General features: G+C 67.1%; 19 protein-coding genes and 4 pseudogenes. 13 read left to right on the forward strand and 10 right to left on the reverse strand.

The genetic code is table 11. From position 1 onward, the window contains the following. The first annotated feature begins 81 nt into the window (after positions 1–81). Together ABEB03_RS27575 and ABEB03_RS27580 are read left to right on the forward strand one after the other, a co-directional pair. Positions 82–378 carry a hypothetical protein gene (locus ABEB03_RS27575; RefSeq protein ID WP_345655125.1) on the forward strand — a complete coding sequence of 99 codons (297 nt, stop codon included), beginning with the start codon at positions 82–84 and terminating at the stop codon, positions 376–378. 863 nt (positions 379–1241) lie between these two features. Next, entirely contained in the window at positions 1242–3512 is a 2271-nt protein-coding gene (locus ABEB03_RS27580) for an ATP-binding SpoIIE family protein phosphatase (RefSeq protein ID WP_345655128.1), read from the forward strand. 109 nt (positions 3513–3621) lie between these two features. Here the strand turns inward: ABEB03_RS27580 and ABEB03_RS27585 are convergent, their stop codons facing one another. Together ABEB03_RS27585 and ABEB03_RS27590 are read right to left on the reverse strand one after the other, a co-directional pair. Continuing rightward, positions 3622–3768 carry a hypothetical protein gene (locus tag ABEB03_RS27585; RefSeq protein ID WP_345655378.1) on the reverse strand — a complete coding sequence of 49 codons (147 nt, stop codon included), beginning with the start codon at positions 3766–3768 and terminating at the stop codon, positions 3622–3624. A 138-nt stretch (positions 3769–3906) separates the two neighbouring features. After that, positions 3907–4938 carry a C40 family peptidase gene (locus ABEB03_RS27590; protein WP_345655131.1) on the reverse strand — a complete coding sequence of 344 codons (1032 nt, stop codon included), beginning with the start codon at positions 4936–4938 and terminating at the stop codon, positions 3907–3909. Between the two features lie 1257 nt (positions 4939–6195). Between ABEB03_RS27590 and ABEB03_RS27600 the strand changes: the two genes are divergently transcribed. The 4 genes and pseudogenes from ABEB03_RS27600 to ABEB03_RS27615 all read left to right on the forward strand — a co-directional run bounded on the left by ABEB03_RS27600 (position 6196) and on the right by ABEB03_RS27615 (position 9107). After that, the gene (locus ABEB03_RS27600) at positions 6196–6930 is read left to right on the forward strand and encodes a tetratricopeptide repeat protein (RefSeq protein WP_345655134.1); all 735 of its coding nucleotides are present in this window, start codon (positions 6196–6198) and stop codon (positions 6928–6930) included. Positions 6931–7127: 197 nt separating this feature from the next. Further along, a pseudogene (locus ABEB03_RS27605) lies at positions 7128–7484 on the forward strand (transposase); the annotation flags it as partial. 84 nt (positions 7485–7568) lie between these two features. Next, positions 7569–8042, forward strand: coding sequence for a carboxymuconolactone decarboxylase family protein (locus ABEB03_RS27610; protein ID WP_345655137.1), 474 nt, complete (start codon positions 7569–7571; stop codon positions 8040–8042). A gap of 141 nt (positions 8043–8183) precedes the next feature. Next, positions 8184–9107, forward strand: a complete 924-nt coding sequence (locus tag ABEB03_RS27615) for an RNA polymerase sigma-70 factor (RefSeq protein ID WP_345655140.1) — start codon at positions 8184–8186, stop codon at positions 9105–9107. 73 nt (positions 9108–9180) lie between these two features. Here ABEB03_RS27615 and ABEB03_RS27620 read toward each other — a convergent pair. After that, positions 9181–9289, reverse strand: a pseudogene (locus ABEB03_RS27620) (IS5/IS1182 family transposase); the annotation flags it as partial. A gap of 738 nt (positions 9290–10027) precedes the next feature. On the opposite strand from ABEB03_RS27620, the gene ABEB03_RS27625 reads away from it, so the two are divergent. Beyond that, complete coding sequence (locus tag ABEB03_RS27625) at positions 10028–10852, forward strand: hypothetical protein (RefSeq protein WP_345655143.1); 825 nt, start codon at positions 10028–10030, stop codon at positions 10850–10852. Positions 10853–10920: 68 nt separating this feature from the next. Further along, positions 10921–11430, forward strand: a complete 510-nt coding sequence (locus ABEB03_RS27630; RefSeq protein WP_345655147.1) for a hypothetical protein — start codon at positions 10921–10923, stop codon at positions 11428–11430. Positions 11431–11458: 28 nt separating this feature from the next. Here ABEB03_RS27630 and ABEB03_RS27635 read toward each other — a convergent pair. Further along, positions 11459–11602, reverse strand: a pseudogene (locus ABEB03_RS27635) (IS5/IS1182 family transposase); the annotation flags it as partial. 207 nt (positions 11603–11809) lie between these two features. Continuing rightward, positions 11810–12718 carry an aldo/keto reductase gene (locus tag ABEB03_RS27640; protein WP_345655152.1) on the reverse strand — a complete coding sequence of 303 codons (909 nt, stop codon included), beginning with the start codon at positions 12716–12718 and terminating at the stop codon, positions 11810–11812. A gap of 60 nt (positions 12719–12778) precedes the next feature. Between ABEB03_RS27640 and ABEB03_RS27645 the strand changes: the two genes are divergently transcribed. Then, positions 12779–13147, forward strand: a complete 369-nt coding sequence (locus ABEB03_RS27645; protein WP_345655156.1) for a MerR family transcriptional regulator — start codon at positions 12779–12781, stop codon at positions 13145–13147. Between the two features lie 351 nt (positions 13148–13498). On the opposite strand, the gene ABEB03_RS27650 is transcribed toward ABEB03_RS27645, so the two are convergent. After that, the gene (locus tag ABEB03_RS27650; protein ID WP_345655159.1) at positions 13499–13771 is read right to left on the reverse strand and encodes a hypothetical protein; all 273 of its coding nucleotides are present in this window, start codon (positions 13769–13771) and stop codon (positions 13499–13501) included. A gap of 261 nt (positions 13772–14032) precedes the next feature. On the opposite strand from ABEB03_RS27650, the gene ABEB03_RS27655 reads away from it, so the two are divergent. Beyond that, positions 14033–14761 (forward strand): SDR family oxidoreductase, encoded by a 729-nt coding sequence (locus tag ABEB03_RS27655; RefSeq protein ID WP_345655162.1) that lies wholly within the window; start codon positions 14033–14035, stop codon positions 14759–14761. Positions 14762–15452: 691 nt separating this feature from the next. On the opposite strand, the gene ABEB03_RS27660 is transcribed toward ABEB03_RS27655, so the two are convergent. Further along, the gene (locus tag ABEB03_RS27660; protein WP_345655165.1) at positions 15453–16346 is read right to left on the reverse strand and encodes a PhzF family phenazine biosynthesis isomerase; all 894 of its coding nucleotides are present in this window, start codon (positions 16344–16346) and stop codon (positions 15453–15455) included. 71 nt (positions 16347–16417) lie between these two features. On the opposite strand from ABEB03_RS27660, the gene ABEB03_RS27665 reads away from it, so the two are divergent. Continuing rightward, positions 16418–16948, forward strand: a complete 531-nt coding sequence (locus ABEB03_RS27665; protein ID WP_345655167.1) for a hypothetical protein — start codon at positions 16418–16420, stop codon at positions 16946–16948. Here ABEB03_RS27665 and ABEB03_RS27670 read toward each other — a convergent pair. Beyond that, on the reverse strand, positions 16938–17159 hold the full coding sequence (locus tag ABEB03_RS27670) for a DUF7489 domain-containing protein (RefSeq protein WP_345655169.1): 222 nt from the start codon (positions 17157–17159) through the stop codon (positions 16938–16940). The genes ABEB03_RS27665 and ABEB03_RS27670 overlap by 11 nt on opposite strands. Before the next feature lie 451 nt (positions 17160–17610). Here ABEB03_RS27670 and ABEB03_RS27675 point away from each other — a divergent pair. Beyond that, positions 17611–17761 (forward strand): annotated as a pseudogene (locus tag ABEB03_RS27675) (IS5/IS1182 family transposase); the annotation flags it as partial. 509 nt (positions 17762–18270) lie between these two features. On the opposite strand, the gene ABEB03_RS27680 reads toward ABEB03_RS27675, so the two are convergent. After that, the gene (locus ABEB03_RS27680) at positions 18271–18681 is read right to left on the reverse strand and encodes a cupin domain-containing protein (protein WP_345655171.1); all 411 of its coding nucleotides are present in this window, start codon (positions 18679–18681) and stop codon (positions 18271–18273) included. A 320-nt stretch (positions 18682–19001) separates the two neighbouring features. After that, positions 19002–19757: a class I SAM-dependent methyltransferase gene (locus ABEB03_RS27685; protein WP_345655365.1), complete on the reverse strand. Its 756-nt coding sequence runs from the start codon at positions 19755–19757 to the stop codon at positions 19002–19004. A gap of 197 nt (positions 19758–19954) precedes the next feature. On the opposite strand from ABEB03_RS27685, the gene ABEB03_RS27690 reads away from it, so the two are divergent. Then, positions 19955–20980: a hypothetical protein gene (locus ABEB03_RS27690; RefSeq protein WP_345655173.1), complete on the forward strand. Its 1026-nt coding sequence runs from the start codon at positions 19955–19957 to the stop codon at positions 20978–20980. Positions 20981–21387 lie beyond the last annotated feature (407 nt).

Here is a 21387-nt window from a genome sequence, read left to right on the forward strand (position 1 = left end):
CCAGCCGCGGCGCGTCTCGGCCCCTTGAACAGCCGGGGGCCCGAGCCCCCGTGATCAGACCCGCTCACTTGCGCAGGCGCCATGGCCGTGACCCCGGCATCGGCGACGTCCGCCGATCGTCATCTCGCGCATGACGCCCGTGACCACTCGAGGAACGACCACTCGAGAAACGTCCCGCGAGACCACTCGGACTTCGAACCGGTCGGCAAGCAGACCCAGTACAAAGAGGTCGATCTGGGCGAGAAGAGGGTCAGCCTGGGCGACGAGAGGGTTGTCGCAGAGGACCCCTACCGTGACGGCAAGAAGGTCGGCGACCACAGTGTGGTCTGCACCTACATCCAGGTGGAGCCAGGGGTGCTTCAGTGCCTCGGCACATAACTCCCTGCCCGAGGGGCAACTCGCCGGGCAGGCGCTGCTTCACCTGCCGGCTCCCAAGTCCGTCGACCTCGCCATCACGGGGGGGGGAACCGGCCTGGACCACAACGCCCGCGGCTACATCACGACGGTTCGCCGCCGGCATGACAGAGAGGCACTTCAGCGTCCACGTCGAGCGCTGACACCACGGCGATGACCGCTCGGGTGAAGGGCCCCCTGGCAGCCCGCGCAGCCGGCCTTGCCGACGAGGTCGCCTCCGGCGCCAAGGCGCCGCGCATGCCGCGCCCGCGGGAGTCCTGACGCAGTCGACCAGGGCATACACGTACAACGCCGCGACCATCGCGTAAATCGCGTAGACCAGCACTGACGTCATCGGGTCACCTCACGTGCAAGGGGCGGCTGCCCACTGGCGGGTATCTCAAAAAACTGGTTCACACTCACGCAGTGTGTGCCGTTCATGATCGCGTCGGCCGTGCTGGGCATCGAGCTCTCACCCGCACACTCCATCCGCCCTACCTGCGACAGAGTCGGAAAACCGGGCCGCCTGAGTCGCATCGCGTAGCCACGGAGAGCTCTTGCGTGACGGTCCCGACCAGTCGTGGAGTTCTCCGCTGCCGGCAGCCGTTGCCCACAGCCCAGGCCGCAGCTGATCAGTGGATCTGGACGGCTTTGATCGGCCCTTCGCCTGCTGTGTCGAGGCGCAGGAGGGGAACGTTCGGTGTGAGCCTCACTCGGCGGCGCCAGTGACGCCCGGCCGACCCTCAATTCTCGCGCCTGGCCACTCGACATCGGATAATGGCATATCGACCAAACGGCATCAGATCGTCACCGGCTGCGTCGCTCCTCGTGTCGAAAGGAGCCGTTCCGTGACCAGCATCAGTTCAGCCGAGGGTGCGCCGACAGGAGCTACCGCAGCCCCTGATATCGACTTGGCGGAGTTGCTCCATGCTGCGGTCCGGGATGCTGTGGCGCGGCTGCAAGCTGTGGCGGCCGCGTTCTACTTCCTGGACGAGGAGCGCAACGAACTCACGCTCGCGATGATCGCCGGCAGCCCCCCGTCCCTGTTCACCGTTCCGGGCCGTATCTGCCTGGATACCCCAGCCGCCTCTACACTTGCGGTCGCCTCGGGCACTGTGTCAGAGAGCTTGGACGCTCCAGGGCCTGGCGTTCCTGATTCTGACGATGCAGACGAGGAGTACGTGCTGCCCTATCCGTATGCCGCCCTGGCGGCCCCTGCAACGGCGGGGAGCACCCGCTTCGGCGTCATCACCGTCCTGCGTCTTGAAACGCGTCGCCCGTACGACGCCGGCGACCGCACCGAACTGGAAGGCATCGGTTCCAGGCTCGCCGAGGCGCTCGCCAAAATCGCTGCCGATGGTGTCGCCGTCAGGGCCGGACCCATGCCAATGCTTGCACCCATGGGCCTGGAGACGGATGCCAGCATCGCCGCACCCGGCTGGGGAGTGCCCGGCGTTCCGGGTACACCGGGAACAAGCATGATGTTTCCGCTGCGGCGGCTCGCCGACCTGCTCAATCGGGCCACGACGATGGACGACATCGTGGGAGCGGCTCAGTACTGCGTCGTGTCCCCGTTCGGCGCCCGGGCCCTCGTGCTCGCGTCAGCCAGTGAAGGCCGACTGTGGGTCCTGGGCCACTGCGGAGCATCTCGGGCGATGGCCCGCGGTCTGCACGGCACAGGGCTGGACACCCCGACCCTCGCGGCCAGAGCATTTCGCGGGCGCCCGCTGTTCCTGTCCGAAGGCCGGCCTTCGGACGCCCGATCAGACCCGTTCGACGGATCAGCGGAAGCCTACCTTCCTCTCACCGGGAGCAAAGAGCTGACCAGCATCCCCGTCAGCCGGAGCACCCACGTCATCGGCGTCTGCTGCCTGCTGTTCCCCGGCCATCGGGACTTCCCGCCCGAAGAGAGGGCAGTCCTGAGCATGATGGCGGGGTTGCTGGGAGCCGCGGTAGAGCGAGTCGAGCTGGGGACAAAGCAGCGTGAGATTGCCGAGTACCTCCAAGTAGGACTCCTGCCATCGGACCTGCCCGAGACGGAACGTCTGACCACCGCAGCCCGATACCGGCCGGCCGCCGCCACGTCCAAGGTGGGGGGTGACTGGTATGACCTCACCAGGCTGTCGGACGAACGGACGGTGCTCGTCGTCGGAGACGTCGAGGGCCATGGTCTGGAGAGCGCCGCCGTCATGGGCCAGGTACGCACCGCAGTGACCGCCTACGCAACTGAAGGTCACCGCCCTGCGGTGGTCCTCGACCGCGCTGGCCGCCTGCTTGAACAGCTAGGCACGCCTCTGATCGTGACCTGCTGCGTCGTCGCTCTGGACACGGTGGACGGTACCGCGGAGGTAGCTTTGGCAGGTCACCCCGCTCCGCTGGTCCACCTGCCCAACGGCAGCGTCGGCACCCTGGACGCACCGTCCAACCTCCCCCTGGGCGTTTCCCCGAACTGCCCGAACGGCTTCCAAGGGCGCGAACACACCATCGAGCCCGGTTCCGTCCTGATGCTGTACTCCGACGGCCTGGTCGACGGCAATTCGGGTGACCCGGAACTCCGTGCACACGCGCTGCTCACCGCCAATCACGCACAAGCCGACTCCGATCTTCAAAGACTGGCCGACCACATCCTCGCGGACGTTTCCGCCACCAAGGAACATCGCGACGACGCGGTCCTGCTCCTCGCCCGCTACGAGGGCGCCGGCACCGACGACACACTGCGGACGGGAAGCCTGCATATCCACCGCCGCGACCTGCAGGGCGCCAGGGCGGCACGAACTTTCGTAGACCACCAACTGTCGTCTTGGGGTTTGGCAGAGCTGACAGACACCCTCCAATTGGTGATCTCCGAGATCGTCACCAACGCCCTCATCCACGCAGGCAGCGACGTCGATGTCCGCCTGAGAGCATTCACAGACCATGTCCGGCTGGAAGTACGGGACTTCGACAGCAACCCTCCCGTCCCTTCGCCCCTCGCCTCCTCCCAGGAGTCCAACTCAGAAGCCGAACACGGCCGAGGCCTGCTCATCGTGGAGGCACTGGCCGAACCGTGGAGCAGCTCCCCCAACGGACGCGGCAAAACAGTCTCGCTGAACATGCCCATCCCAGTGTCCGACACCTGACGCTCGCCAGGCCGGCGGCCGGAGTGCCGTCACGGCTGCCGCAATCAGTCATCTCGGTACGACCGCGACAGGTGACTCTGGATCACCTTCCCGAGGGTTGGCAGGCCACTCAGATCACCAGCCACCCCGCCGTCACCCAGCCGAACGGGATCTTCTCGGCGATGGCCCGGTGGACCATCGCCATCGCCATCGCCACCTTCGTCTCGAAGGCGACAGGCCCGGCTATCTGCGCGGGAACACCAGCTGGTGCGGGCACTGCTCGCGTCCCCGTACTTGGCGGCTAGGCCGGAGGCGAAGTCCCGCAGCCAGTCCGAGGGTTCGGCGAGTTCGGCGATCAGGTTCTCTGCCTCGGACGAAGGGCCGGTCGGGGTGACGCTGCCGGCTGCCGGCGCGATCAGCCTGCCACACGTACGCCGAACTGGAACGATCCGATCGTGCTCATCGACTCGTAGCGTACGTAGGCGCCCGGGTACGGAGCGTGCAGAACCTGGTTGTTGCCCGCGTAGAGACCGACGTGCTCGGTGTTGTTGAAGAAGACGAGGTCACCGGGCTTGAGCGCACTCATGCCGATGTGGGTTCCGTCGTTGACCTGTGTGTAGGTGACCCGGGATATGTGGACACCGGCCTGTGCGTAAGCCCACTGTGTGAGGCCCGAGCAGTCGTAGGAGCTGGGTCCCGTGCCGCCCCGGCTGTACGGCTTGCCGATCTGGGTGGCGGCGGCGTTCAGGGCGGCGGCACCGAATGGGGAGGCGGCCACCTCGTTGCCGAGATCGACGCGTTCCGCGGCAGTGCGGCTGGCACGATCCTCGGCATCGGCGATCTCCTGACGTTCGGCGGCGGTCAGGGAGTTGAGGAGCTTTTGCGCCTTGCTCAGCTTGGCCTGGATCTCCTTCTTCTTCTTGCCGAGCTCGGTACGGGTGTCGGCGAGATCCTCGAGCTTCTGCGTGGCTGCGGCGCGCTGCTGGGCCAGCTGGCGCTGCTTCCGCTGGACCTTCTTCAGCGATTCCAGCTGCTGCGCCGAGAGCGACTCAAGCGTGGACGCCTTGTCCAGGTAGTCGTCCGGGTCGGCGGAGAGGAGCAGCTGGATCGAGGGATCTATGCCACCGGAGCGGTACTGGGCGCTGGCCATCGAACCGATGCCCGTGCGCAGTTCGTTGAGCTCGTCCTGGTCGCGGGCGACCTTGTCCTGGATCAGGCCGATCTCCTTCTGCAGTTTCTCCTGCTTCTCCTTGGCCCCGTCGTACTGGTTGGTGGCCCGCTCTGCCTCTTCGTAGAGCTTGTCGACCTTCGCCTTCACCTCGCTCTTGGTGGGCTTGGGGGCCGCGTTGGCAGCCTGCGAGGTGAGCGCCACCGCAGCGGCGGCGGTCGCGGTGAGCACAGTCACGCGGGCGCGGCTCTGCGGCTTGGGTCGACGGTGAAGCGCCACGAAGACGAACTCCTTCTTCCTCCACCGCCCACAGAAGAACCGCTGGACGGCGCCCCTTCACCGTCACTCGCCTCGTGCGAGCGATCATGCGCGTGAAGGTTCGAGCCCTCACCATAGTGATCTTCTTGTGACTATTTCAAAGTTTGAAGAGAACAACCTCGGTCGCGTTCTGCATTGTTTACGCACAAATCGATCACAACTCATACAACGCAGCATGCCGTCGCCTCACCCGTCAGACCCACACCACGGTCCGCCCCGACCACCTTGAAGTCCGGCCTCTGCATCTGGACTTGATCATCAACTCTCCTGGTTCGGGCGACCGTGTTCGGTGAGGGTTCCGATTCGTTTCACGGTCTCCCCCCTTCACGGCGTGGGACTGGCCTGCGGTTATTCGAACCAGGTGGCCGTCCGCGCCCGGGCTTGGAGGGGTGACCGGGAAGGCCGGTGCTTACGCTCGGCGCGCCGGCGCAGGTGCTCGCGACAGGGGTCGACGGGGTGGGCCGGTGGGCGAAGGCAAGGCGCAGGATCTGGGGTTCGGGCATACGGACGTAGGTTTTGACGCCGTCCAGAGCCAGGTCGAGACGGCGAGAGTACGCCAGCAGGCCGAGGAACTGCGGGCCCAGGCCGGGCGCTTCCGCGCCGGGATCACATCGTTGCGGCCAGCAGCCACCCAGCCGCCGGGCCGTCCGCGCGCGCCAGAGTCGAGGAGAGGGTGCGCTCATGCGCTGGCGGATGCCCCTGGGGAAACGCACCCGCCAGGTGGTGCCAGGCCGCAAGGGTGTCGGGGTGGCCCGGCCCCTGGACTCGTTGCCAACGTTCCACCACGTCGGCGAACGCGGTCACGGCGCTGGTCGGATCACCCGCCTCACCCCGCCAATTGACCAGTCCTTGCTGCACGTTGAGGGTGCACGGGTGGTCCGAGCCGTGGACCTTTTATATGGTCATCCGGCTGGGCGGGTCATGATGCGTTTGGATACCCGTGATCACGGGCTTCAGGCCCTCACCGTCGTGGACATTGACGGCCGAGACGCCGACAAGAAAAGGGGGGCGGTCCGTTCGTCCTGGCGGAGGACGGTGAGGTAGCGCATTGTCTACGTGCTCGCCTCCCCCGCTGACAGTCCCGCCACACGTTCTGGCGCTGCTGTCAGCAACCCACCGAACTGCCAAGCGACCAGACTGTGAGCGTCTGATGCGCGCATGCCCGAGCCGTATCCGTCCGGAGGATGGAGAACCGGGCTGCAGAAAGAGAGGCGACGCGTGGCCGCGCTGAAGGTGCCCGGTAAGCCGGATCAGAACATCGAGTTGGCGGCGCAGGCTGGGGATCCGGCTGCGATGAGGGTGATGGGCCATTACCTCCAGACCGCTCTCGAGCCGCACGCCGACCAGGTGGAGGCCGAACGGTGGCTCCTGGCCTCGGCCGAGGCCGGAGACCCGGAGGCGATGTTCAATGTGTCGTGGATCTATCACGAGCGGGCCGTCGACGCCGCCTGGATGAGCTGGTGCCGACGTGCCGCGGAAGCCGGCTGTGTCGGCGCGATGCGCGCCATGGCCGTCATCACCGCAGACACGGACGAGGAAGAATCCTGGCTCCGCCGGGCCGCAGGCGGCGGAGCCCGAGGCGAGATGCTCCGCCTCGCCGACCTGCTGACGAGGAAAAGACAGGAAGCCGAAGCGGAGCAGTGGTATCACGCACCCATCGCCCACGGTCTTTCCTCCGCACGCACTGACTTTGCCTCCTTCCTGATCGCACAGGACCGCCCGGCGGACGCCGAGCAGTACGTGAGGGTGGAGGCCGAAGCGGGCTCGTGGGCAGCCGCCAGGCGACTGGCCGAGGTCCTCGAAAAGCTGGGCCGGGCCAACTGCAGCCGGCAGGGCCGCCGAGTTGTAGTCGGCTGGCGGGAGCAGCGTAATCGCGATCAGGCGGCGGGCTCGGCGCTTACCCGAGCACCGAGCCCCACACCGCCGCTCCGTCACGGCGAGCGGTTGGCGTGACCCTCGGCCTTTCCGGCCAACTCATCGCCATCAGACGGCCGTTACGTCCTCCCCTGCCACGATGCCGCCCACCCCTGAGGACACAGCAGGGGCAGCAATCGCGGGTTTCACCCGCATCGCCCGTTCCCGACGCACTCACTGATCGTTTCAGAATGAAGTTCATTGTGAGGACTGGCAGTTGGGTGGACTGCGGCAGGATCTGTCGGGCGTCCGCTGATCTTGTGCCGGATGACCTGTGGGAACGTGCGGCCCCGCCATTACCTCCTCGTCCGCCCAGGCGGCAGCGGTATCCCGGGCAATAGCCGGCGGATGACCGGGCTGCACTGTGGGGCATGGTTCATGTGCTGCGCACGAGTGTGAGGTCGCGGGATGTACCAGCGGAACAGGTCGGCTGCAGTCGCGTGACGCCCTGGCGGCGTCTGCGGGACCGGACCGAGGTTGCTGTCTGGCTGCAGCTGCACGAGGTACTGCTGACCGAGCTGCGGGCCTCGGGCCTGCTGGACATAGATGACGTGGCGATCGACGGCTCACATGTCCGGGCTCTCAAAAGGGGGCAGGGCCAGGCCCGCCATGTCACAGGACGTCGCGCTACCTCGTCTCAGGGGGTGTAGCCACTGACGACCACGGAGGAGCACACGATGGACGCGCGACTGAACTACTTCGCCAGCCCGAACCCCGGCAAGGCCCTCAAGCACTTCATGTCGGCGGGCAAGGCGCTGAAGGAATCCCCGCTGCCAGCCGCGACGCAGGAGTTGGTGGCGCTGCGCGTGAGCCAGATCAACGGCTGCGCCGTGTGCATCGACATGCACACAAAGGAGGCCACCGCTGCCGGGGAGGCCCCGGTGCGGCTGAACCTGGTTGCGGCGTGGCGGGAGGCCACAGTCTTCACCGAGGCCGAACGCGTCGCGCTGGAGCTGGCGGAGCAGGGGACCCGGGTCGCGGACGCGGCCGGCGGGGTCAGCAACGAGGTCTGGGCGCGTGCGGCCGAGCACTACGACGGGGAGCAGCTCACCGCCCTGGTGACCCTGGTGTCCTTCATGAACGCGGTGAACCGGCTGAACATCATCACCCAGCAGCCGGCCGGCGACTACGAGGTCGGGCAGTTCCACTGAACGGTCGCCGGCGACCGGCCCGGGGCCCGGGGTCCGGGCCCATGGGGCCTTGCTCTGCGTCGCCGGTGGATCGGATGATCACCAGAAGATGCCCGCGCCGACGAGTACGGCCGGGCTGGACGATTGCTAGGGGGAGCCGGCGTGAGCAAGGTCGAGGAGTTCGAGGAGCTGCGGCCGCTGCTGTTCTCGATCGCCTACCGGATTCTGGGCAGCGTGGGTGAGGCCGAGGACGCGGTACAGGAGACCTGGCTGCGCTTCGACGGCTCGGCGACCCGGCCCACGTCGACCAAGGCCTTTTTGTCTGCCACGGTGACGCGGATCTCGATCGACGTGCTGCGCTCCGCACGGGTGAGGCGGGAGGAGTACGTCGGGCCGTGGTTCCCCGAGCCGCTGCTCACCGATCCCTATCAGGATCCGGCACGCTCGGCGGAACTGGCCGACTCCGTGTCGATGGCGGCGCTGCTGCTCCTGGAGCGGCTCAGCCCGCTGGAGCGGTCGGTGTTCGTGCTGCGGGAGGTGTTCGGCTTCGGCTTCGACGAGGTCGCCGCGGCGGTGGAGCGGTCGGAGGCGGCGTGCCGACAGCTGCTGGTACGGGCGCGGCGGCACATGCAGGCCGGACGGCCACGGTTCGAAGCGGACCGTCGGGAGCGGCAGGAGCTGGCGACGCGATTCTTCGGCGCCCTCCGCGATGGCGATGTCGTCGGCCTGCGGGATCTGCTCGCCGCCGACGTGTCGATGGTCGGGGACAGCGGCGGCAAGGCCCCGCAGCTGGCCAGGGCCGTCATCGGGGCCGAGAACGTGGCCCGGCTGCTCGCCTCCGTCTTCCCCCGGATGGCCTGGATCGACGTGACCTTCGAGCCGCACGAGGTCAACGGCCAGCCCGGAGCGATCTTCCGCGACCGGGACGGCAGGGTGCTCCACATCATGGCCCTCGATGTGCTCGACGGGCAGATCCAGACCATCCGCTCGGTGATCAACCCCGACAAGCTCGGCCACCTCGGGCCGGTCGCTGACGCCTGGGCTGTCGACCGTGAGGTGAAGCAGGCCCGCCGACAGACGAAATGACCTCGGGACTGGCGTGGGTCGGCTCGTTCACCGGCAGCTCATGTCTGCGGCCGCAGGATGGCCGGTTCGCCTGTCCGGCGAGGTTGAGGTCGTGCAGGCGGGCTATGCCGCGCATCGCGTGGTGCACGACGTCGCCGCGGAGGCGGCCAGTCGCGCACGATCTGCCAGGTCTTCATGCGGGCAGCCGGACCGACTGACCGCCTCCTTCGCGCACGCGTTCCCCGACCACTGGGGCGGCTTCTGGGGCATTTGCCGCCGGTTGCCGCCCCACATCATCTGTCTCCAGGCGGTACAACAGGTCGCCGTGCCCTTCGTGGGCACACGCTTCCCGCCCCGCCACGGTCCAAGTAAAAGCGCCAAAGTCCCGGGCCTCCGGGAACGGCACCCTGTTGTCGACGCCCGGACCGCCAAGGGCCGGCGACGGTGACCCCTTCGTAGTACCAACACCACTCCCCCACCGTCACCTTGCAGCCCGCCCCGCTCATCGGCTCGATGCGCGAATCGGTGACGAGTACCTCGGCGCAGACGCTCCATCCGTCCCTGCCGACATCGCCGGTGCTCGAACGACGTGCATCGGGAGCCGCCACGGAACTCGGCCACGGACGGCAGCAGGTCGATACCCGCGGCGAACGGCAGGGGAACGGCGCGCGGTCCGGCGGTGGCTGGGGCTGGGGCTGATCAATGTTTGATGCGCCCGCAGATGGCCGATCTTCGTCGGGTCACTATGTCCGGGAACTCGCACTGGATGGTGTCGCCGGGCCGGGAGAGGGCTGTCTCAAAGTAGCCGATGATCTTCAATATTCCTTGGGTTCTTGATCGCGTTCTGTTTAGAGTCCGCGTTTGTGCCGACTTCTTGTGTCCGGCACAGACCTGCAAGGGGGAAGAACACAATGAACCGAGTCAAGAACACAGTGGGTGCCATGGCAGCCACAGTCCTGCTCGGCGCCTTCAGCGTTCCGGCAGCTGCCTCGACCAGCAGCGACGCCGAAGCAGCGGCCAACCCGGCCTATCGGGTTCTCAAGCACCTCGACTACTCGGGCCCGGGCAAGGCGTCGTTGCGCGTAGGCTACTACGACCGTACGCACGACAAGGGCTTCGGCTGGAACAAGGTCAAGAAGAAGCACAACATCACGAAGTATTCCGCGGTCGAGTACATCGCCAAGTCCCCGAACCGAAATCGAGTCGGAAACTCGACGACCTATCACATGACCGGGTATGCGGGGAAGTACCGTTGCCGCAACGGGGTATGCACTCTCGTCAAGCAGTACAAGATGATCCTTTCGGTTAATGAGAAGGTACAGCGTGACGGCCAGGACAAGGGCGTCATCACCATGTACTGCGTGGGGGTTGTCCGGTGCCCCAACTGGGTCAGCACCACTCTGGCCAAGGAGAACCGCTCCCTTGCCGCTTCCGACGAAGGGACCGTTCCGGAGGAGGACGCTCCTGACAATTCTCAGGCCCCATCGGACGAGGTCGTGGACGAGGCTGACCTCGAGGACGAGAACACTCCCATGGACGGCGGTGCTCCGGCAGACGAGGGTGACGCTGTCGACGGCACCGAGACGTACCTGAGCTCCTACCAGCCGCTGGCGGACTCCGTGTCCGTCACAGCGCCGACCACCGCACTGACCGCCTCCGGCCGTGAAAGGCTGGCAGCCTCCTACAGTCCCCTCGCCTGGACTGTCCCCGTGTCCGCGACTGAAGACCGGTACCGCTACGCCGGGTCCTACAACCGACTCCGGTAAGACGTCGATCCGCACTCGCCGCCCCCGCCGGTCGGGGGCGGCCCTCCACCGCCGAGAAAGACACGTTCGTGGCCGATCAGGACAGCGAATTCCTCACCCATGCAGCCGAGGTCGCCTTCGACCTCGGCCTTGACCGATTCCGCGTCACCAAGCTCACGCTCCGATCCCGCGCCATCGAATTCACCGAGTTCAGCGGCCCGTCAGAACCGCCTGTCTACTTCGAGGGCGAGCCGCCCGCAACTGGACGCGAGGCACGCCGCACCTACGACTGGCAGCCCGCCGCCGACGCGCCGGCCTGGATGAACATGGCGTGGCTGCTCGACGATCTGGCCGCGTGGATCGATCAGATGGCCGAAGACCGCATCACCCTGATCGGCATCGAGGCGCCGGAGCCGCACGAGTGCGACGTGCTCGTCCTCGACGGCGACAGCCGCTATCGAGTCCGGATAGCACTGGCAGGCAGACGAGATGTCCTGGACTTCCCCGGCATGTATCTGCGGGAGATGTTCGCCGAGGGCCGCTACCGCACCTACCTGCTGGAGGACCAGCCGGTCGTCGACCTGCGTGGCATCCTCTGAAAGACTCGCCCGGCGTCGGCGCGGGCTGTCACTCGATGAGCCTCTTTCCGGCGAGTGCCAGATTGTGGAGGCGGGCGATGTCACGCATGGCGTGATGAACGCCGTCGCCTTTGAGGCGACAGTCTCCAAGGATCTTCCAGCACTTCATCCGGGCGAAGGTGTGCTCGACTCGACACGAACCCGCGCTTGCGAGACTGGTTGTGTAAGCGGGGATAGCTGCCGCACCGTCAAGCTCGTCGGTCAGGGCCGGGGTGCCGTGGTTCTTCGGCGTGTTGTCGATACGGCCGTAGCCAGTGGCGGCGGCCGGCGAGGCGGACACTGTGAGCGGAACAGGTGGTGATGTCACCCCACTGTGTGCTGAGGGTGAGGGTGCCGCCCGTCATGCCGCGTCGTCGAGTCGCTCGAACTGGTCGGCACTCAGCACCACCTCCAACGCCTTCATGTTCTCCGCGAGATGGGTTACCAAGCCTGTTCCCGGGATCGGGACCAGATTGGGTGAACGATGCAGGAGCCAAGCCAGCGCCGCCTGCGCCGGGGTGATGCCGAGCTCCGCGGCCACGGCGGCGACCGGGCTGCCAGGGCCGGTGTGGCCGCCCATGGCCACAGGGAAGAACGGCAGGAAAGCGATGCCACGCGCCGCCGTGTGGTCGACGACGTCCTCGTGGTCGCGGGCCCCCAGGTTGTAGAGGTTCTGCACCACGGCGATCGGGGCGGTGCGCCGTGCTTCCTCCAGCTGCTCGACGGTCACCTCGGACAGGCCGATGTGCCGGACCTTGCCCTCCTGCTGCAGCTGTGCCAGCGCGCCCACCTGGTCGGCGATGGGATAGGCAGGGTCGAGACGGTGCAGATGCAGCAGGTCGATACGGTCCGTGCGCAGGCGGCGCAGGCTCAACTCGGCCTGCTGGCGCAGGTAGGCGGGGTGGCCGAGCGGCACCCACTCGGTGGGAGAGGGCCGGGTGACGCCGACCTTTGTGGAGACGGCGACCGCGTCGCCGTACGGATGCAGTGCATCGGCGACCAGTTCCTCGCCCGCACCGAGTGCGTAGGCGTCGGCCGTGTCGACGAGGTTGACGCCGAGTTCTACGGCCCCTCGCAGCAGGGCGATCGCCGCGGCACGGTCGGCGGGAGGGGTCCAGATCGGTGCGGAGGCACCGCCGGGAGCGTCCGGTCCGTCGGCCAGCCGCATGGTGCCGTAGCCGATCCGGCTGACGGGAAGATCGCCGCCGAGGTTGAATGTGGTGCCGGTCGAGGTCGTGGCCGTCTTCGTGTTCGCGTCTGTGTTCGTCATGGCTCAGACGCTATGAGCTGACATTGATGAGAGATTCAAGCCCATGTGAGGTGGATCACCATGAAGATCGGCGAACTGTCGTCCCGGGCAGGCGTCAGCGTCCGGCTGCTGCGTTACTACGAGGAGCAGGGTCTGCTCGTGTCGCAGCGCACGGCGGGCGGTCACCGTTCGTACGACGCGTGCGCACCGGACGTCGTACGCGACATCCGGATGCTGCTGTCGGCGGGCCTGCCCACACGGACGATCCGCGAGGTCCTGCCGTGCGTGGAGAACCGCGGCACGACGGTCGGTGACTGCATGGCCGACCGGCTGCGCGACCGTCTCACCGAGCTGGAGACGCAACTCGCCGACCTGGCCGCCACTCGCGATGCTCTGGCTGCTCTGCTCACCGACTCGGCACGGCTGGCCGCGCTGAACTCGGCGGCCTGATGCCGGCCACTGGCGTGGCACGAGCGGGTGTCGTCCCGCTCCTTCAGAGCGTGACGGGTCCACATTCGGCAGCGGTCTGTGCGACTGGCCGGCCGGCAGGGCTGTCCGCGGTGGTCGCCCGGTGAGTGCCCATGCGAGGACAAGGGCGTCGTCCGTCCCGCGGACGGCGTCGTGTCCGGCACCCAAGGAGATCGTCGCAGGTCACGCGCGAGCGCCGGATCGGCTGAGAGGTCACGCCGAAGTGCCTTGATGGCCCTCTAGGCTTCTGACGTGCGCTATCTGACGGAGTCCTTCGCCCTTGGGGCCCTGGGACGGGGTCGACCGGTCGAGCAGTTCCTCGGTCCTGCCGGCTCACCCGAGCGTCCCGGCATCCACTACGTAGAGGTCCGGCCGGCCAAGACCCACTACGAGATCTGGCTGCACATCCTGGAAGACGTCGGTAACGAGACCTTCGCAGACCTGGTCGAGTTCCCTCCTCTTGAACCTGACGACGAGGAAGAGGAGTTCGATCGCCCTGTGGCGACTCGCGAGGAACCGCTCGCCGCCCTCACAGCCGCCGAACACGTCACCGGAGCAGTACGCGGAAGGTGGGTCGACGCCGGTCTGGTCCAGGACGAGTATCACGACTACGTGATGGCCGGACGGCCGGCAAACAGCTCACCAGATGGACACCCCTGGCCAGTGCCACCGTTCAGGTCTTGACGATCAAGGCGGATTACGCAGCGGCGGACAGAGTCGTGGAAACGGCCAGGCGGTGCTCACGCCGGCCCCCAGTCGTGCTCAGCGGATCTCCTCACCTGTGCTTTGGCCGCGGGCGGGGCTCGACGTGTTCGACGCCACCGTTACTCTCATGAAGATCAACACAGGAGAGACGGAGGTGCGCGTATGAATCTCGCCCAGAAGACGGTTGTGGTTACCGGGGCCGGGCGCGGGTTCGGAAGAGCGCTGGCGTTGGAGGCGGGCAGGTCGGGTGCGCGCGTGTTCCTGTCCGCGCGCACCCTGGCTGCCGCTCAGGGGGTGGCCGACGAAGTGGCGGCCGACAGCGGCGCGGAAGCAGAAGCGTTCGCCTGTGACCTGGCTGATCCTTCCACCGTGCGGGCCTTCGCGGAGGGGGTCGCCGCCCGCACCGACCGGGTAGATGTACTGATCAACAATGGTGCCCGCTATCTGGAGGGCCCCGATCTGTGGGACGCCGACGACGACGCGATCACCGACACCATCGCCTCCGGAGCCGCCGGCACCCTGCTGACCGTCAAGCACTTCCTCTCCCTGCTGCGTACTTCCGAGGGCGCAGATGTGGTCAACCTGATCTCCTCGGCTGCGGAAGCCCAGAACCACCGGTCCCAGGCGCATCCTGCGTTCTACGCGGCCAAGGCCGCCCAGGCCGGCTTCGCAGACGTCCTCTCTCATCGCCTCCGCCCCGAGGGCATCCGAGTCATCTCGCTCTACCCGCCCGACTTCACCGACGGCGACCCGCTCCACTCCACCTGGGAACACACATCCCGGACCGCCGACGACCCGCTGACCGCCCAATCTGTGCTCGAGTGCGTCCTTTTCGCGATCGGTCAACCGCGCGACTGCTTCATCCGGTCCTTTCACTTCGAACAGGTGTAGATCACCGGCACGGAACGCATCGTCACCCATCCACACACTCGCCCCCTGCCTGCACGGTCAAGAACCTCAGCGACCGGCAGAGTCCCGCGTGAGACGCCTCGAAGCGGCTCCCGATTCGGCGCGTAGCAATGCCACAGACCTGCCGCGCCGTTGTAGTACGCAGCCCTGCAGGACACAGCAGCAAATCGATCCATACAGGGACGGGGCGAAAGTACCGCAGGCCGTACGGGGCCAGTCGACTCGCCCACTCAGGCAGATGGGCCGTGACCGCCTTCCGAGAGCCGCGCGCAGGCAATGCGCGCTCACCCAGCCCGGCCGGCATCCGGCTCACGCCTCCCGTAGTTGCGTACCCGCGTGAGGGCCCGAACCGCCTTTTCGGTCTCGGGCCCTCACTCACGTGACCTCGCCTGTGTGGGCGCTTGCACGGCCTTGGAGCACCGTGGTGAGAGGCGGACCGGGCGCTTGCTCGAGTACTGAGCCCCAGACCGCCGCTCCGTCATGGTGAGCCGGCTGGCGTCCGGTGGCCGTCACCCCGGCACGATCGGGGGGCGAGAATCGCGGTACGCGATGTCGCGGATTCAGAGTGCTCAACGCCGCGGCCCTGGCCGGGGCGTGACGTCGTGCCGACGTGGTCGTGGGGCGGCCTGCCTCCATGCGCCGGTGCCCTCCAGATGTCATGTCCTTCGCTCGCTCAGGCTTCTCCCATCCCGGTGCTCGCGACTGCACCCACGATCGCCACCGCGTGTCCGCTCACTCGCACGCGCGGGTCCGTGGTGGATGCCTCGACCTGGAGCAGGCTGGGCCGACCGAGATCCTCCCCTTGGCGGATGGTGAAGGCGCCGGAGGGCGGGAGGGTGCCGAGGGCGCGCAGGTAGCCGCCGAAGGCGGCCGCCGCGGCGCCGGTGGCAGGATCCTCGACGACGCCGCCGATGGGGAAGGGGGCGCGGGCGTGGAAGAGTTCCTGGGCTTCTCGCCAGACGAGCTGGAGCGTGGTCCAGCCGTGACGGTGCATCACCTCGGCCAGAGCGTCGAAGTCGTAGTCGAGGGCCGCGAGACGCTCGCGGGTGGCCACGGCCAGAACCAGGTGCTCGTTTCCGCCGAAGGCGACGTGCGGTGGGAGTGCCGGGTCAAGGTCTTCCGGGGACCAGTGCAGGGCTGCAAGGGAGGCGTCTACCTCCTCGTCGCGCGCCGGTCGGGAGCGGGTGGGGACGCTGGTGAGCGTCGCCGTCACGGAGCCTTCGGGTTCTGTGGAGGTGTCCAGGGCGATCTCACCCGCCGGCGTGTCGAAGACGAGCGGGCCGGGGCCGATCCGTTCGGCCAGGGCCACCGCGGTGGCGACCGTTGCGTGGCCGCAGAAGGCGACCTCGGCAAGCGGACTGAAGTAGCGCAGTCGGAACCGGCGCGACGCGTGGTCCCCAGCGGTGACGAACGCGGTCTCCGAGTAGCCGACTTCGGCGGCGGTCGCGAGCATGGCGGCATCGTCCAGTGCGGCCGCGTCGAGTACGACGCCGGCCGGGTTGCCACCGGCGGGGTCGGTGGTGAAGGCGGTGTAGCGCAGGATTTCGGGGCGTGTCTTCAGGCTCATGCCCCTACCGTGGCATCGTACAGACATCCATACAAAGGATGGATGCCGATTGAATCCATCGTTTGTATCCGATGCTCAACGCTGTCGTCGGCGGCCTGGACATCCGACTGCCGCAGGCGGCCGGCGAACCCATGGTGCCCGAGCGCACCACCGTCGAGGCCTCCGCGCCGGACAACCGGCCCTGGACGCGCCGGTCGATGGTGGACCTGAACGCGGTCTTCTTCTCAAGCCTCACCGCAGAGGGCGGCCACGTCCCAGGACGGCTTCAACCGGTTCCGCATGCCGAGGAGTTCCTTACCGGCCACGTGATCGCCGAGGCCGGCCTCAACGGGTTCACTGCGGAGCAGGTCATCTCCTGGCAGCCGGACTATGCGGTGCATCACGACGGCAAGTACGTGGTGCTCAAGCTGAAGGGTGTCTCCGGTCCGAAGCGGGGGCCGGAGGCAGGCGGGGCGATGACACCGCACAGGCCGCCGGGCGACACCTGCCCACCGCAGCGCGAAGGGCCTGGCGCGAACAGCGCAGGATGGCCGGCCCATCCCCATCGCGGGCGACGAGCACTCCGTCGACGAGGTACAGCGCCCCGGGACGTTACGCCTTGACCGGGCCGCTCCCTGCCCTCTTCACGATGCGATCGCCGACTGCAAGCGACTTCCACAGGCCACGGTCGATGCGCACCTTGATGAGCTGGGCGTCCGATCGCCTCACCTTGATGAAGTGGTACATGTTCGCGCCGTCGAGCATGCCCCGCGACTTGTCCTCAACGATGCCTTCCCAGGCATCGTCCGGTCCTGGTTTGTGAGATTTGAACATGCCGCAAGCCTACGGAGGGCGACAGGCGTGGTGCAGTGTCAAGAGGCACACATACGGCAGTACAGGTGTCACACAAGGAGCCCTACAAATGTCCTGAGCAGCGCAACGACGTAAGCCTGCAGGACACGACACGCAGAACGTGGCCAACGCCTCATCGAGAAAGATCCCCCGCGCCTGCCCCTTCCGGCATCGCCGGCTTCAGCAGCGGCTGGCCCTTCGCCCCCCCCCAAGAACGGGCCACCGGCCGGCCCCCGCTCCCCCATCAAGCCCGCCACTGCCGTGATGAACCCGTCCCGCGCCGGCCTCACGTCCATCCGGGAAGCCGCCGGTGCTCAGTGCCAAAGATGCGCAGGCGACCCCCACCACCTGCCTGACACGGACCGACACCCCGCACAGGCGCATGGACCCCGCGCTCTCCGGCAGCCGGGCATTGGTCTCCCGGACTCCGCACGGAGCCCGAAGCACGATCCGCGTGCCGCTCGAGCACGCTCCCTGCCGGGATGCGGACCGTGAACACCGCCCACGACAGGATCCGAGCCGTCGGCGAGCTGGCCAACGCCACCCTCAAGAGCCGGCGGCTCCTGCGCAAGCTCCATTGGAGCGCTATGGCAGCGCCTGCCACGCTGATCTCAGGTTTTCAAGCTCAGCGGTCCTTCGGCCTGATTGAGCATCGTCCGCCCCGCCTCCCCGGCCTGACCGACGTGTCTGCCGCCCCCGGCCACGTACATCGGGCACCGCGCACCGGTCGATGCGCGAACGGTGAGGACCCGGAACCGTGACGGCACCGGGTCCACCACCGACTGCCACCCCTCACCACGCCGATACAGAAGTGTGGGGTACGGATCCCGTGAGTCGCGGCCAGTTGCAGATCATCGACCTCCACCTGCCGGACAAGGCCCTCGCCGCGGTGGAGAAACCGGCCCGCGACCGCAACTCCCTCCAGCACTACGCCTCATCGAGGGCGTCCCCGCCTCGACACACAACAGCGCCCCCTGAGTGCGTCAGTCGGCCACAAGGAGCATTGAAAGGCTTCCGCCGCTGCAGCAGCCTCCGGGCGGCCCTCAGATGCCTCGATCAAGGCGCAAAGAGACAGCCGCCATACCGGAGGTCATCAAGGCTGGGTGAACCGTAGGTGTCGTCGTTCGGCCAATTCCTCTGCGCTCACCACGGTCAGAATCGGGGCACCCGGCGGCGCGAACATGGTCACCACCAGCTCCGATTGCGCGTCCGGAAGGTTGTTGGCGCCCAGGTAGTGGATCACGTCGCCCCCGGGTTCGAACACGGCGTCACCGGCCTTGAGCACTCGGGGCGGCTGCCCCTCCAGCTCGAAGAGGATCTCGCCCTGGGTCACGTAGCCGAAGAGCGGTCCGGGGTGCCGGTGCGGCGGCGCGCCGGGGTCGCCGGGCGACAGGGTGACCCGGACGGTCCTGGCCTCGGCGTCGGCCGGCATCCCGGTCGTCGCCTGCGGCAGGGTAGCGATCACCTCGACGCCTGGGGGCAGGTGTGCCTGTTCAGCGCTCATGCATTTCTCCAATCAGGAAGTGTCCACAGTGAAGACAGGACAGCCTCCCGATCTGTGACAGCCCAGCCACGCACGACAACCTCTTCGGCGCGGCCGTCGAAGCTGGATCCGTTCACGCTGCTGATCGACGAGATCCTGCTCAGTGATCTGGACGCGACCAGGAAACAGCGCCACACCGTCACCTCGGATCTACCGCCGTCTGATCGACGAGCACTCCTCGTCCGAGGCGTTGCGTTGACCACTTGAACCCGCACCGATGAGAGGGCGCAAGCGTCGTGCGGGCAACCGCGCGGTCCGGCCAGGGACTGAGAGTCCGGTGTTTATACCTTGCTCGCGACCACCATGTAGTTCTCGGCCTCAAGATCGAACGTGCTCAGTTCCGTTTGGAGTCCGACCCGGTGCAGTTCGACTTCGAGTTCCTCGTACCGGTAGGGCCAGCAGGACAGCAGTTCCGAGCGGACAAGAACCAACCCGGTCGCATCAACTTGCGCGATCGCAATCTCGATGTGGTGCTCCTCCTCCCAATGCGGCGCAATCTCCCAGCGGTAGACCACGACGGCATCGCGACCGTTCCGGCGGACGAGTCGGTCACTGATCTCCAGCCGGGAACCTCTGGCCCTCACGAGTTCCCAGGTGCGGGATGTGAGTACCAAGCGCCCCCCGGGGCGCAGAAGCCGTGACATCGACTCCAGAGCAGCACCCCTGCCTGTCGCGCCCGTGGCATGGTGAAGCGAGTTGCCAACGCAGAACACCATGTCGAACGTGTCGTCCTGGAAATGGTCGGGCAACTCTTCCCAGTTCGCCCGTACGGCCCGGACGGATACCCCGAACGCCTCAGACAACTCTGCCGTCCGACGAACCATCGCCTCGCTGGCGTCAGTTGCGACAACCTGCATGCCACGACCGGCGAGGCCAACCGCCAACTGTCCGGTTCCGCACGAACAGTCGAGGACGTGAGCGTTCGACGGCAGGAGATTGAGGACGTCGTCGAACGACGCAGCGAACTCGGCTGGAGGCAACTTTGCATCCGAGATGAGCCATTCGTACACCTCGGCAAGCACGTCATAGCCTGTCACAACCACTACCTCCGTCACGCGGCAGACTCACGGTAGGACGTCACTCCATCAGCGGAGCAAGCCGGGCACCAATGGTTTTCGCCAACATCCAGCCGGCCCGAGGCGACGAACCGCTCTCCCGGGTGGCGCCCGTGGCGGAGCTCTTCGGGGTGCGGCCACGAGGGCCGTTGTCAGAGGCGATTGGCAAGATTGCGGCCATGAATGTCACTCCTGTCACTCCGCCACGGCCGATCGATGTTGTCGCGGTCTTTCCCCAACTGGCCCCGTTGGCCCGCACGGCGACCCGCCTGCACCCCCGCCCTGGGGTGCCGACGTGGCACGACAGCTCGATCGGCGGGCCGCTGCTCTGGCCCGCTGAGGAACCGTGGCCGCACTGCGAGGAACCGCATGTGGTGGATGGCATCAACCCAGCCCAGTCCCCGGCGGATCTGCGGCTGGAACGACGCATCTTCGCCGCCTCGCACGGCCGGGACATGACGTCGGAGGAACGGGAGACTCTCGAGCGGATCCGACCCCCTCAGACGTATCCGGTGAGGCCGGCGGTCCGGTCGTACGACAGCCCCATAGCCATGCTGCCCGTCGCGCAGCTGTACGTACGGGATGTGTCCGATCTGAGCCCGCCGGAGGGCAAGGACCTTCTCCAGGTTCTGTGGTGCCCCTTCGATCATCCGATCATGCCCAGGACCCTGCTCTTCTGGCGTTCCGCAGCCGCTGTCACCGACATCCTCGACACGCCCCCCGAGCCGCCCGCAGTGCAGTTCGACGGCTATCTACCGGAACCGTGCGTGCTCGAACCGGAGCAGATCACCGAGTACCCCGACCATCTGGAGCTGAGCGAAGAACTGCAGGAGCAGCTCAAGCAGTGGAGTGTGCCGCAGGCAGCGGAGGAAGACATGGACCCGGACACGTACTACGACTGTGTGCTGTCCAACGCACCCGGCTGGAAGGTCGGCGGCTGGCCCGCTTGGAACTCCACCGACCCCAGCCCGCAGCCCTGCTCCGAGTGCGGCACCGGCATGGAGGTCCTGATGACCGTCGCCACGTTTGAGGAAGGGGACGACGCCGGGAATAGCTGGTCTCCGTCCCCCCACCCAGGTGCTGGACCGTACCCCGGCCACCGCGGCTACAACGCGACCGGGGTCCAGATAGGCAGCGGCTACCGGCAGCATCTGTTCGTGTGCCCGGCGAAGCCCGAGCATCCACACATCGAGTTGATGACGTAGCCCGTCCGCGGTGTGCAGCCGGGGCGTCACGGTGCGGGCATGCCGTGACGCCGGCGGTACGCGAAGCTCAGGGTCCCGGACAACCGACAAATTTGGTTGACCTGCAGGAACGTGGCCTCCGACGCGTGGAGTTCCCGCGCAGGTGAGCTCGCATTACCTTCCACGAGGGTCGGTAGACGAACGTAGGCACATCCTGACGGTGCCCGACCGGCCCATGCCTGCGTTTCGTCACTTCGTGAGGCCCATTTCGTCGGTACCTCACCCAGGAGTGGCACAGCACCCGAGATGGCCGGGGCGTCTGCCCCACTTGCTGGGCGGATGGACGACGATGAGCACGTTCCCGATCAGTCCCCCTGCCTGGGTTCGCGTCCCCGATCGCTCAGTAATCGCGAACCCAGGCGCTTTGG

The organism is Streptomyces siamensis, assembly GCF_039543605.1.
Taxonomy (GTDB): Bacteria; Actinomycetota; Actinomycetes; order Streptomycetales; family Streptomycetaceae; genus Streptomyces; species Streptomyces siamensis.